The 12,294-nt window shown below is 66.8% G+C and carries 13 protein-coding genes; 3 read left to right on the top strand and 10 right to left on the bottom strand.

The genetic code is table 11. The features are described from left to right. Positions 1 to 14: 14 nt before the first annotated feature. The 7 genes from cheW to flhD form a co-directional block, all read right to left on the bottom strand. Positions 15 to 530, bottom strand: coding sequence for a chemotaxis protein CheW (gene cheW / locus HWX03_RS35280; RefSeq protein ID WP_059578098.1), 516 nt, complete (start codon positions 528 to 530; stop codon positions 15 to 17). A gap of 48 nt (positions 531 to 578) precedes the next feature. Then, positions 579 to 2,879, bottom strand: coding sequence for a chemotaxis protein CheA (gene cheA / locus HWX03_RS35275; RefSeq protein ID WP_175874486.1), 2,301 nt, complete (start codon positions 2,877 to 2,879; stop codon positions 579 to 581). A 33-nt stretch (positions 2,880 to 2,912) separates the two neighbouring features. After that, positions 2,913 to 3,290 carry a response regulator gene (locus HWX03_RS35270; protein WP_006477352.1) on the bottom strand — a complete coding sequence of 126 codons (378 nt, stop codon included), beginning with the start codon at positions 3,288 to 3,290 and terminating at the stop codon, positions 2,913 to 2,915. Positions 3,291 to 3,306: 16 nt separating this feature from the next. Next, entirely contained in the window at positions 3,307 to 4,326 is a 1,020-nt protein-coding gene (motB, locus tag HWX03_RS35265; RefSeq protein WP_174389164.1) for a flagellar motor protein MotB, read from the bottom strand. A 13-nt stretch (positions 4,327 to 4,339) separates the two neighbouring features. Beyond that, complete coding sequence (motA, locus tag HWX03_RS35260) at positions 4,340 to 5,200, bottom strand: flagellar motor stator protein MotA (protein WP_034209583.1); 861 nt, start codon at positions 5,198 to 5,200, stop codon at positions 4,340 to 4,342. Positions 5,201 to 5,380: 180 nt separating this feature from the next. Continuing rightward, positions 5,381 to 5,935 carry a flagellar transcriptional regulator FlhC gene (gene flhC, locus HWX03_RS35255; RefSeq protein WP_057930165.1) on the bottom strand — a complete coding sequence of 185 codons (555 nt, stop codon included), beginning with the start codon at positions 5,933 to 5,935 and terminating at the stop codon, positions 5,381 to 5,383. A gap of 92 nt (positions 5,936 to 6,027) precedes the next feature. After that, positions 6,028 to 6,348: a flagellar transcriptional regulator FlhD gene (gene flhD / locus HWX03_RS35250; RefSeq protein ID WP_011350590.1), complete on the bottom strand. Its 321-nt coding sequence runs from the start codon at positions 6,346 to 6,348 to the stop codon at positions 6,028 to 6,030. A 666-nt stretch (positions 6,349 to 7,014) separates the two neighbouring features. On the opposite strand from flhD, the gene HWX03_RS35245 reads away from it, so the two are divergent. Beyond that, positions 7,015 to 8,079, top strand: a complete 1,065-nt coding sequence (locus tag HWX03_RS35245) for a glycosyltransferase family 4 protein (protein WP_174429810.1) — start codon at positions 7,015 to 7,017, stop codon at positions 8,077 to 8,079. A 113-nt stretch (positions 8,080 to 8,192) separates the two neighbouring features. Here HWX03_RS35245 and HWX03_RS35240 read toward each other — a convergent pair whose 3' ends face one another. After that, the gene (locus HWX03_RS35240) at positions 8,193 to 8,489 is read right to left on the bottom strand and encodes an H-NS histone family protein (protein ID WP_006489320.1); all 297 of its coding nucleotides are present in this window, start codon (positions 8,487 to 8,489) and stop codon (positions 8,193 to 8,195) included. A 303-nt stretch (positions 8,490 to 8,792) separates the two neighbouring features. On the opposite strand from HWX03_RS35240, the gene aqpZ reads away from it, so the two are divergent. Beyond that, positions 8,793 to 9,536, top strand: a complete 744-nt coding sequence (gene aqpZ, locus HWX03_RS35235) for an aquaporin Z (RefSeq protein ID WP_174389168.1) — start codon at positions 8,793 to 8,795, stop codon at positions 9,534 to 9,536. A gap of 132 nt (positions 9,537 to 9,668) precedes the next feature. On the opposite strand, the gene HWX03_RS35230 is transcribed toward aqpZ, so the two are convergent. Both HWX03_RS35230 and HWX03_RS35225 read right to left on the bottom strand, forming a co-directional pair. Continuing rightward, positions 9,669 to 10,493: a Cof-type HAD-IIB family hydrolase gene (locus HWX03_RS35230; RefSeq protein ID WP_175823330.1), complete on the bottom strand. Its 825-nt coding sequence runs from the start codon at positions 10,491 to 10,493 to the stop codon at positions 9,669 to 9,671. A 139-nt stretch (positions 10,494 to 10,632) separates the two neighbouring features. Beyond that, on the bottom strand, positions 10,633 to 11,514 hold the full coding sequence (locus HWX03_RS35225; RefSeq protein WP_175874485.1) for a BadF/BadG/BcrA/BcrD ATPase family protein: 882 nt from the start codon (positions 11,512 to 11,514) through the stop codon (positions 10,633 to 10,635). 142 nt (positions 11,515 to 11,656) lie between these two features. Between HWX03_RS35225 and HWX03_RS35220 the strand changes: the two genes are divergently transcribed. Continuing rightward, positions 11,657 to 12,259: a DNA-3-methyladenine glycosylase I gene (locus HWX03_RS35220; protein WP_175874484.1), complete on the top strand. Its 603-nt coding sequence runs from the start codon at positions 11,657 to 11,659 to the stop codon at positions 12,257 to 12,259. Positions 12,260 to 12,294 lie beyond the last annotated feature (35 nt).

Here is a 12,294-nt window from a genome sequence, read left to right as displayed (position 1 = left end):
CGCGCGCGGCGCGCTTACCCGCCGAGCGTCTCGATCAGCGCCATTTCACGGCTCGACATCAGCTTCTCGATGTCCATCAGGATCAGCATCCGGCCGTCGACCGTGCCGAGGCCGGTCAGGTACTCGGTCGTCAGCGTCGCGCCGAATTCCGGCGCCGGCATGATCTGGTCGGTCTGCAGCGTCAGCACGTCCGACACGCCGTCGACCACCATCCCGACCACGCGGTTCGACACGTTCAGGATGATCACGACGGTCTGGTGGTCGTACTCGACGCGGCCGAGGTGGAACTTGATCCGCATGTCGACGATCGGCACGATGATCCCGCGCAGGTTGATCACGCCCTTGATGAACTCGGGCGCGTTCGCGATGCGCGTGACGCTGTCGTAGCCGCGGATTTCCTGCACTTTCAGGATGTCGATCCCGTATTCCTCGTCGCCGAGCGTGAACACGAGGAATTCCTGGCCCGTCGCATCGCCGTGTTCTGCGTCGCGGCGGCTGGTCGCCGCGTTCGCCGCGGCCGGATTGATCATTTGGACTTCAGCAGACACGTTTGCCCCCAATCGGTTGAATGGCGAGAGTCAGAAGATGGCGAGCTCGGCGCCGGCTCGGGCGCCGTGCATCGCACGGGTTTCGCGGTTCAGCGCCGCGACGTCGACGATCAGGGCGACGCTGCCGTCGCCGAGGATGGTCGCCGCCGAGATGCCGTGCACCTTGCGGTAGTTGGTTTCGAGGTTCTTCACGACCACCTGCTGCTGCCCGACCAGTTCGTCGATCAGCATCGCGAAGCGGCGCCCCTCGGTTTCCATGATCGTGACGATCCCCTGCGTCGGGTCGGTGCGCGCGTCCTCGACCGAGAACACCTCGTGCAGCGCGACCAGCGGCAGGTATTCGCCGCGCACGCGCACCACGCGCTCGCCGTTGCCGACCGTGTAGATGTCGTCGTTCGACGGCTGCAGCGACTCCATCACGAAGTTCAGCGGCAGGATGAAGATCTCGCTGCCGACCTTGACCGACATCCCGTCGAGGATCGCGAGCGTGAGCGGCAGCACGATCCGCGTGGTCGTGCCGCGGCCGGCCAGCGACGTGATCTCGACGTGGCCGCCCATCGACTGGATGTTGCGCTTCACGACGTCCATCCCGACGCCGCGGCCCGACACGTCGGTCACCGTCTCGGCGGTCGAGAAGCCCGGCGCGAAGATCAGCTGCCACACTTCGTCGTCGCTGATGTTCTCGGAGATCTGCATGCCCTGTTTCGCGGCCTTCGCGAGAATCCGCTCTCGGTTCAGGCCCGCGCCGTCGTCGCTCACCTCGATCACGATGTTGCCGCCGTGATGTGCGGCCGACAGCACGAGCTGGCCGACCGCGTCCTTGCCGGCGGCGACGCGCCGGTCGACGGTTTCGATCCCGTGGTCGAGGCTGTTGCGCACCAGGTGCGTGAGCGGATCGATGATCCGTTCGATCAGGCTCTTGTCGAGTTCGGTCGCCTGGCCGAACGTGACCAGTTCGACCTGCTTGCCGAGCTTGCCGGCGAGGTCGCGCACGAGCCGCGGGAAGCGGCTGAACACGTAGTCCATCGGCATCATGCGGATCGACATCACCGCTTCCTGCAGGTCGCGCGCATTGCGCTCGAGCTGCGCCATCCCGTTGAACAGGCGGTCGTGCAGCGCCGGATCGAACGCGGTCGCCGTTTCGGCCAGCATCGCCTGCGTGATCACCAGCTCGCCGACGAGGTTGATCAGCTGGTCGACCTTCTCGACGCCGACGCGGATCGAGCTGCCTTCGGCACCGGCCGCGGCCGCGGCGGCCGGCCGTGCGCGCTTGTCGTCGTGGTGCGCGGCGGCCGGCGCCGCGGGTTCGGCGGGTTGCGGTTGAGCGTGTTGTTGCGGCTGCGGCTGCGCTGCGGCCGCAGGCGGCTCGGCCGGGGCCGGGGCCGGAGCAGCCGGTTGCGGTGCGGCGGCTTGCGGTGCGGCGGCTTGCGGTGCGAACACCTCGACGCGCGCGGGCTGCGCGGCGGCGGCCGGTTCAGCCGGTTCGGCAACCACGGCGGCGTCCTGCGCGACGGCCGGTGCCGCCTGCGCGGCCGGCGCCGTGCCGTGCGCGACGCGGATCTGGCTTTCGTCGATCACGAAGCAGCACACCGCGACGATATCGTCGGACGGCACGTCCGATTCGACCCACAGCGACAGGTCGGCGCCCGCTGCCTCGCGACCGACGATCCGGCCGAGGTTGCCGAGTTCTTCGGTGAGCAGCGCCTGGTCCTTCGCGTCGACGCCGACCAGCGTGATCTTCAGGTGCGGGCCGCCGGCGTCGGCGTCAGCCGCCGGATGCGCGGCCGCGACGGCCTGCTCGACCACATGGTCGGGCGCACGGTCGTCGCCGACGGCGGGCTCGGCGGCCGGCGCCACGGCGGCGGCAACCGGCGCGGCCGGCGTAGGCGCGGCCGGCGTAGGCGCGGCCGGCGCAGGCTCGGCTGCGGCAGCAGGCGCACCGCTTTCCGCCTTCAGCCGTTCGAGCTTCGCGCAGATCGTCGCGGCGGCGGCCGCGTCCGGTTCGGCGCTCGCGCGGTAGTCGACGAGCTGGTCGGACAGCACGTCCTTGGTTTCCAGGAACGCGTCGACCATGTCCTTGGTCAGCGTCAGCTCATGGTTGCGTGCGCGGTCGAGCAGCGATTCGAGGATGTGCGTCGTATCGGTCAGCGCGGAAAAGCCGAACGTCGCCGCGCCGCCCTTGATCGAATGCGCGGCGCGGAAGATCGCCGCCAGATCCTCGGGATCGGGCGAATCGACGTCGAGATTCAGCAGCAGCTGCTCCATCTGCGCGAGCAGCTCGTCCGCTTCGTCGAAAAAGGTCTGGTAGAACTGAGTGATGTCGAGAGTCATGCCCGGTCACCGGTTGAATTCATCGCGTTCATGTCAGGAGGCAGCCGGCTCGGACAGCGTCGCGACCAGCTCGACCAGCACGCCCGGGTCGATCGGTTTTTCGATCCAGCCGGTCGCGCCCGCGTCGCGTGCGGCGTCCTTGAACGCATCGCTGCCCTCGGTCGTCAGGACGAGGATCGGCGTGTCAGCGTACGCGGTCAGCTTGCGCAGCGCGGCGATCACCTCGAGCCCGCTCTTGCGCGGCATGTTCTGGTCGGTCAGGACCAGGTCGTACGGCGCCGTCGCCGCCATGTCGAAGCCGGCTTCGCCGTCCGGCGCCACCGTCACGTCGTAGCCGGCCTGTGCAAGCGTGGCCTGCAGCAGCGCACGCATGGTCGCGGAGTCGTCGATGGCGAGAATGGTTCGGATCATGTCTGTCTCGGAAACGTCAGGGTTTCGGCGCCACGGCGACGGCGCTCGCCACGACCGGACGCACCGCCGGGGTCGGGCCGCCGAGCTGCTGCGCGAGCAGCTTCGAACCGGCCGCGTCGGCGGACAGCGTCGTCGTCGTCGCGTCGTCGCGCATCAGCGCTTCTTCGGATTTGCGATTCAGCACGATCACGCTGATCCGGCGGTTTTCCGGATCGAGCGGATCGGCCTTGTTCAGGTTCTGCGTCGATGCGAGGCCCAGCACGCGCAGCACTTTCGCCTCGTCCATGCCGCCGGAGATCAGCTCGCGGCGCGACGCGTTCGCGCGATCGGCCGACAGCTCCCAGTTGCTGTAGCCGCCCTCGCCGCCCGCGTACGGCACGGCGTCGGTGTGGCCCTGGACGATGATCCGGTTCGGCACGTCGTTCAGCGTCTTGCCGATCTCGCGCAGGATGTCGCGCATGTACGGCTCGACGTGGTCGCTCGACATCGCGAACATCGGCCGCTTCTGCGTATCGACGATCTCGATGCGCAGCCCCATCAGCGTCGAATCGATGCGGATCTGCTGCTTGAACTGGCGCAGTGTCGGATTGGCCTCGATCGCGGCCATCAGCTTGATCTGCAGGTCGTGCAGGCGCGTCTGTTCGAGCCGGTCCTGCGCGCCCTGCGCCTGCGACCGGGAATTCAGGTCGCCCGCCTTCGCGACGCGCTCGGCGAGCGACGTCGTGCCGTCGGTGCGGCGCAGCGTGCCGGCGTCGACGCTCGACAGGTCGCGGCCGCCGCCGTTGATGATGCTCGAGTCCTGCGAGCTGCGGTCGCCGCTGCCGAGAATCGCGGCCTTCAGCGGCATGTTGAAGTACTCGGCGATGCCCTTCAGCTGCACCGGCGTGACCGAACTCAGCAGCCACATCAGCAGGAAGAACGCCATCATCGCGGTCATGAAGTCCGCGTATGCGAGCTTCCATGCGCCGCCGTGGTGGCCCTTCTTCGCCGGGGCCACCCGCTTGACGACGATTGCGCGATCCTTGCTCTTGCTCATCGGTTGCTCCGCGTCACTTCGCCTTCACGCGGCGGACATGTTCTTCGAGCTCGGAGAACGACGGCCGCTCGGTCGAGAACAGCACCTTGCGGCCGAACTCGACCGCGATCGCCGGCGCATAGCCGTTCAGCGTCGCGAGGATCGTCACCTTGATGCACTGGAACATCTTGGTCGACTCGGCCACGCGCTGCTCCGCGAGGCTCGCGAGCGGCCCGATCAGCCCGTACGACAGCAGGATCCCGAGGAACGTGCCGACCAGCGCCTGCGCGATCATCGCGCCGAGCACCGCGGGCGGCTTGTCGGCCGAGGCCATCGTGTGCACGACGCCCATCACGGCCGCGACGATGCCGAACGCCGGCATCGCGTCGCCGACGCGCATCAGCGCGTGCGCCGGGCCTTCGCCTTCCGCGTGGTGCGTCTCGATCTCCTCGTCCATCAGGCTTTCGATCTCGAACGCGTTCATGTTGCCGCCCACCATCAGGCGCAGGTAGTCGGTCAGGAATTCGACGATGTGGTGATCGGCGAGAATCTTCGGGTATTGGGTGAAGATCGGGCTCTTTTGCGGATCGTCGATGTCGGCCTCGAGCGTCAGCGTGCCTTCCTTGCGTGCCTTCGCGAGCAGCACGTAAAGAAGCGCCATCAGCTCCATATAGACGTCCTTCGTGTATTTCGAGCCCTTGAAGAGCGTCGGCAGCACGCGCAGCGTGGCCTTGATGGTCTTGCCGCCGTTGCCGAGGATGAACGCACCGACGCCGGCGCCCACGATCATCAGGATCTCGACCGGCTGGATCAAGGCGCCCAGATGCCCGCCTGCCAGCGCATAACCGCCGAAGACGGACAACAGCGTCACGAGTGTTCCCACGATAATCAGCACTGCCTGTCCCTCACGAAAGACCGGCGGGGAGACCGCCGTTAAACAGGTTTACGGCAGTCGGCAGGAAAACTTTCGCGGCCGCCCGGCGGCGGCCCGACGGTGTTTACCAGCAATGCGCAGACGATTCGCGCGACCCGCGGGCGTCGCTCGCGCCCCGTCCGGCCCTGCCCGGCCCGGCGCTCAGGCCGCGGCGGCAGCCAGTTCGGCGCGCGCGGCGGCGGCCTTGCGGGTCTTGCCGGCGCGCGACGGCGGCTGGCAGAGGCCGCACACGAAACCTTGATGCGGATCATGCGCATGCGCGACGAAGTGGCCGCCGCAGCGCGTGCACGGGGTCGTCTGCAGCATCCCCGAATCGAAGAAACGCACCAGCGTCCATGCCCGCGTGAGGCTCAGCGCGGCCTCGTCGCCGGACAGGTTCACGTGCTCCAGATAAAGCCGGTACGCCTTCACGATCGACTGGATCGGCTCGCAGCGGCCGTGGTCCTGCATGAACCGGTAGATGTTGTAGAACAGCGACGAGTGGATGTTCGGCTGCCACGTCATGAACCAGTCGGTCGAGAACGGCAGCATCCCCTTCGGCGGCGACACGCCCTTCAATTCCTTGTACAGCTTGATCAGACGGTCCCGCGACAGGCTCGTCTCCGCCTCCAGCAGCTGCAGCCGGGCGCCCAGTTCGATCAGTTCGATAGCGAGGGTGATTTCCTTCACCTCGATCACGACGCTTTTGCTTGCCATGGTGATAACCGTCCGCTTGACGTTGTTCGAATGAATGGCCAATACGCTGCCGGCCGGCGCGGCACGCCGGGACAGACGCAAGGCGGGATGGATCAGCGGACGCCTTCGACCTGCTGCCCGGCCATCAGGATGGCCGAGTGGGCGTGCGCGACGACATCGCTGCGGCCCTTGTCGGCGAGCGACGACAGCAGCGCGTGATCATCGAAGCGGAAGCGGCACAGCATCTGGTTCGACGCGGCCAGCTTCACGGTCTGGGCGAGCGTGAGGTTGGCGAGCACGTCGGCGAGTTCCTGGGAAATGCCCATGCGGAACATGCCCATCGCCTTGTCTTCCCGCAGCAGTCGCTGCGCGAGGAGGAGGTACGACAGGTTGACCTCTTTGATCTCACTGAGCATTTCGCTGGTAGCGCTCATGATTCCCCCGTTAAAAAGCTTTGCTTTGGCCATTCATGTTATGAAAACGTTTGCTCGATCAGCGCGCACCGGGCGCTCAGTCGGCTCGTTTATAGTCTTACAGGGCGAATTTTGGCCAAACGGGATTTATGTCGGTATCAGCGAAGTGGCGTATGCCGTGCAGGATTTGTCTGTAAACCGTGTAGGAATTTTTCCGACAAGGCGAATTGAAAGGGACGGTCGGAAAAACGGGTTGCAACGCGAATTCGGTTGCGAGGAGCCCGATGGCCGCCGCGCGCGTGGCGGAAGGGCTTGCCGGCAAGGCTGCCGACAATCGGATCGGTAAAAATTATAGTGCTTTTTCACGATAGCGCAACAATAGTTGTGGCTATCTCGATTCACGATTCCGCGCCCTTTTTCTCGGGGTTTTCGCGTATTTCATCGTGTAACAAGCCTTAAGTGTTTGAAAAAACACTCGAACCCCGCAGGGCGATATCGATAATGGACTCCAATGGGCGGCGGCGCGAGCCGTGCCGGCCCGCCCCGCAGCTTGCCGTCCGGCGCCCCGCGCACCCCGCCCAGGGCCCGGCCACGTACCGCGAACCGCGTGCGTCGGCAAGTTCCGCAACCTTGTACGGGGTCCGCATCGACGCCGTCGCGCCGTCGGATCGACACAGGAGAACACCCATGCGAATTGCCCAGATCGCGCCGCTTTACGAAGCCGTCCCGCCGAAACTCTACGGCGGTACCGAGCGTGTCGTGTCCTACCTCACCGAGGCGCTCGTCGAACTCGGCCACGACGTGACGCTGTTCGCCAGTGGCGACTCCGTCACGTCGGCCCGTCTCGAGGCGGCGTGGCCGCGCGCGCTGCGACTCGATCCGTCGGTCCGCGATTCGATGGCGCCCCATATGCGGCTCCTCGAGCAGGTCGCCCGGGTCGCGCACGAATTCGACGTGCTGCATTTCCACCTCGACTACCTGCCGTTCCCGCTGATGTCGCGCCTCGACACGCCGTACGTGACGACGCTGCACGGCCGCCTCGACCTGCCGGAACTGCAGCCGGTGTTCGACGCGTTCCCGGATTCGCCGGTCGTGTCGATCTCGAACAACCAGCGCAAGCCGCTGCCGCAGGCCGCATGGGCCGGCACCGTGTACCACGGGCTGCCCGACACGCTGCTCACGCCGCAGCCGGACGTGAAGCCCGAGTATCTCGCGTTCCTCGGCCGGATCTGTCCCGAAAAGCGTGTCGACACCGCGATCCGGATCGCCGCGCAAAGCGGACTGCCGCTGAAGATCGCCGCGAAGGTCGACAAGGCCGACGCCGACTACTTCAAGGAAGTGATCGAGCCGCTGCTCGACCAGGCGCATGTCGAATTCATCGGCGAGATCAACGAAGCGCAAAAGCCCGCGTTCCTGTCCGGCGCGAAGGCGCTGCTGTTCCCGATCGACTGGCCGGAGCCGTTCGGCCTGGTGATGATCGAGGCGATGGCCTGCGGCACGCCGGTCGTCGCGTTCAACCGCGGCTCGGTGCCGGAAGTGATCGAGGACGGCGTGACCGGCTTCATCGTCGAAGACGTGCAGGGCGCGGTCGGCGCGCTGCACCGGATCGACAGCCTGTCGCGCACCGCGATCCGCGAACGTTTCGACACGCGTTTCAGCTCGAAGGCAATGGCGCGGCGTTACGTCGAAACTTACGAATCGCTTTGCGCGGCAACCAAGCAACCGGCATTGCGCCGGGTCGCGGGCGCCTGACACGGAAATCCGCACGGAAAATATTCCGGAAAATCCGCGCCGAAATCGGCGCGCAAAACATGCAAAACAAAAGAGCCGCATCGTCGATGCGGCTCTTTCTATTTGGCTTTCGGTCACTCGATCAGGAAACGATCGCGGTTTTTGCCGACGATCCAATTCGGCGGCTTGCCGCGCCCGCTCCAGGTTGCACCCGACTTTGGATCGCGGTATTTCGGCGGCAGCGGCGCCTTCTTCGGCGGACGCCCGCGCCGTGCCCGCTCCGCGAAGCCCAGGTCCTGGGCCGTCAGGCCATATTCGGCAATCATTCGCTGGACATCGGCGATCACCGCTGCCACTTCCTGGCGGCGCACGTCGTCCGCCTGGGCCTGCAGATCGGCGATCTGCGCCTTGAGTTTCGCGTATTGAGACATTTTTTCGACTCCCCTTTTCGATGATGCGGCCCCGGCGAATCCGGCCGGGACACCAACATCCGTTTACGTCATCCGCACTGCCGCCCTGCCCTTCGAAATAAGTGCTGCCATCTTTAACCGAATCGCCTATATCGAGAATGCGGACTTATTCTAATAAAAGGCATTCGTCAGCCATTCAAATTTAACAATCGTTTACCCTCCCGGGCCCGATTCATTTCCTATAATCCAGACCAATTCCCGGTAGCGCAATAAATTCGCTGCGTCGTCCGGGGTCTCCAATCGACTTGAACGAGGTCTCCTTAGATGAATCTTTCTCAGCGTCTCGCTGCAGAGGTATTCGGCACGTTCTGGCTGGTGCTCGGCGGGTGCGGAAGCGCCGTGCTGGCCGCCGCCTTTCCGGGCCTCGGCATCGGCTTTGCCGGCGTCGCACTCGCCTTCGGCCTGACCGTGCTGACGATGGCATTCGCAATCGGCCACATCTCGGGTTGCCACCTGAATCCGGCGGTGAGCGTCGGCCTGACGGTCGCCGGCCGCTTCCCGGCACGCGATCTCGCACCGTACGTCGTCGCGCAGGTCGTCGGCGCCACGCTCGGCGCATTCGTGCTGTACCTGATCGCCACCGGCAAGCCGGGTTTCGACCTCGTCGGCAGCGGCTTTGCGACGAACGGCTTCGGCGACCGCTCGCCCGGCCACTACTCGCTCGCCGCATCGTTCATCTGCGAAGTCGTGATGACGGGCTTCTTCCTGTTCGTGATCCTTGGCGCGACCGACAAGCGCGGTGTGCCGGCCGGCTTCGCGCCGATCGCGATCGGCCTGTGCCTGACGCTGATTCACCTGATCTCGATTCCGGTCACCAACACGTCGGTGAACCCGGCGCGCTCGACCGGCCCGGCGCTGTTCGTCGGCGGCGACGCGATCGGCCAGCTCTGGCTGTTCTGGGTCGCGCCGCTGATCGGCGCGGTGCTCGCAGGGATCATCTACCCGCTGGTCGCCGGGCGTGACGACGCCGTCGACCTGCTGCCCGCATCCGCTCGCACAAGCGAATAAAACACTACGGGGTCAAGCGAGCAGAGCAGCGAGCCTCACGCTGTCGAAGAACATCGAGGCAGGTAATTTCGACGGGCGCCCCTGGCGCCCGTTTTTCATTTCCGCATGGGAAATGCGCCCCGGGACGGGCGCTCAGGACGCGACGACGTCGCCTTCGAGCGAGAACAGCGTGCGCAGGTGACGGGCGACGCCCGCGTCGAAGTTGTTGCCGATCCGCGGGATGTGCGGCAGCCGCGCCACCAGGTCGGGGTTCGCGTTGTTCATCATGAATGCATGACCGGCGGTTTCGAGCAGGTCGATGTCGTTCATGTTGTCGCCGAACGCGATGCAGTGGCCGGTGTCGATGCCGAGCCGCGCGAGCACCGTGCGCAGCGCGCGCCCCTTCGACACGTTCGCGGTCATCACTTCGAGGCAGTCGGGCAGCGAGTACGTGACGTACAGCGTATCGCCGAACTGCACGCGCATCTGCTCCGCGACGACCGCCAGATCGGCCGGCTCGCCGATATACAGCACCTTCGCGATAGCCGCGCCGTCGTGCGCGGTCATGTCGATCACGTCGTAGCGGAAGCCCGAATCCTGGTGGAATTCGAGCAGGTGCGGCGCTTCGCGGTCGATCAGCCAGCCGTCGTTGGTGAACAGGTTGACGATCACGCGACCGTGCGCGCCGACGACTTCCGGCTGCACGAGGCTGCGAACGACCGCTGCGTCGATGTCCTGCGCGTGGATCGTCGTGTCGTCCGGCGCATGCACGCGCGCGCCGTTCGACGTGATCAGGTACGGTCGGATGCCGAGGACATCGCGAATGCCGGCGACGTCCGCATAGTGGCGCCCCGTGGCGATCACGAACTGCACGCCGTCGCGGTCGAGCCGGCGAACGGTGTCGATCGTGTACGGGTCGAGCTGGTGGTCGCTGTTCAGCAGCGTACCGTCGAGATCGGTGGCGATGACTTTGTACATGAGACGGGAGAGGGGCGCTCGGGGCACGAAGGAAGCGTCATTTTAACGTCGTGCCCGGTAGCGCGCCGCGCGGTTGCCGGCCGGGCGCCGCCGGAGGTGCTGCTGCGGCGCGGCATCCACCGCGCGCGCCCCGCTCAGCCTAGCCGCCGTCCGTCGCCCGCAGCGCCTGCAGCGCGAGCCGCAGCGCGCCATGCGCCGAATCGTCGAGCGGCGCGCGCAGCCGTGCGACGTGCCGTGCCGGCACGGCCGGCGCGAGCGCGTCCGCCAGCCCGCCGCACAGCGCGACCGGCAGCGCCTGCTGCGGATCGAGCGCGTCGATCATCTTGCCGATCTCATCGCCGGCCTGCGCGATCAGCGCACTCGCGACCGGATGCGCGCGGTGCGCGAACACGATCGGCGCGAGACGCGCGTAGATCGTCTGGTTCGCGTCGCACGACCACTGGACGAGCGCGTCGCGATCCTGCGCGCCCGTTTCCGCGAGCAGTGCCATGGCGAACGCGTCGCGCGGCACGCGGCCGTCGAGCGCCTGCTGCGCATAGGCGAGCGCGCGCACGCCGAGCCACGCGCCGCTCGCCTCGTCGCCGGACGGAAAGCCGAAGCCGCCCGCGATCCGGCACGCGCCGGCCGCGTCGAGCGCCGCCGCGATGCTGCCGGTGCCGAGCGCGACGATGAGCCCCGGCGCGCCGCCGTGCGCGCCGACGACGGTCGTGTACGCGTCGCTCTCGATCGCAAGCGCGCCGAGCGGCGCCTGCGCGCGGAATGCGGCGAGCCACGCCGCGTTGTTGACGCCGGCGAGCCCGCAGCCGAGCGCGCACTGCGACCAGTCGAACGCGAGACCGGCCTGCGTGAATGCGTCCGCGCAGGCCGCGCCGATCGACGCCCATGCGCGCTCGATACCGAGACCGAGCCCCGACGGGCCGCCGCGCCCCTGCGCCAGCTCGCGCCCGTGTCGGTCGGCCAGCACCGCGCGCGTGCCCGTGCCGCCGCCGTCGATGCCGATCGCAAAAAGTAGTGCCGCCATGCCTTCATCCCGCTGATTCGAACAGGCGCCAAGCTTAACCGGATCGGCGCCGCGCGCCCATCTGCCGTTCGGCCGGCTATCCCGCGAAAAGGGCTTCCGCTATGCTGGCGCGATCGAATCGACACTGAAAACGAGGCAGACGATGTCGCAGCGGTGCAACTGGGTGAAAACGGAAGCGGACGCTCACTATCATGATACCGAGTGGGGCGTGCCGTCGCACGACGATCGCCACCTGTTCGAAATGCTGATCCTGGAAGGCGCACAGGCCGGGCTGTCGTGGTCGACGATCCTGAACAAGCGCGCGGGCTATCGCGAAGCGTTCGCCGATTTCGACGTCGATGCCGTCGCGCGCTTCACGCCCAAGCGCATCGAGAAATTGCTGGAGAACCCGGGCATCGTGCGCAACCGCGCGAAGGTCGAATCGGCGGTGACCAACGCGCGCGCGGTGCAGCGCATCCGCGAAGAGCATGGGTCGCTCGCCGCGTTCCTGTGGTCGTTCGTCGGCGACGCGCCGGTCCAGAATGCGTGGCAGTCGTACCGTGACGCGCCCGCGTCGACCGGGCAGTCCGACGCGCTCAGCAAGGCGCTGAAGGCGTACGGCTGCAAGTTCGTCGGCTCGACGATCTGCTATGCGCTGATGCAGGCGACCGGCATGGTCAACGATCACGAAGCCGGCTGCCCTTGCCACGCGCAATGCGCGGCGCTCGGCGGCAAACAGCCGGCACGTCGGCGCAAGGCAGGCTGATGGCGCCGGCGCCAGGCGTGGCGGCGGTGCCGCGC

Origin of the sequence: Burkholderia sp. BCC0397 (assembly GCF_902832865.1) — a bacterium.
In the GTDB taxonomy this organism is placed as follows: Bacteria; Pseudomonadota; Gammaproteobacteria; order Burkholderiales; family Burkholderiaceae; genus Burkholderia.
The sequence above is the reverse complement of the archived record's forward strand: the minus strand, read 5'-3'. Positions and strand labels throughout refer to the sequence as shown.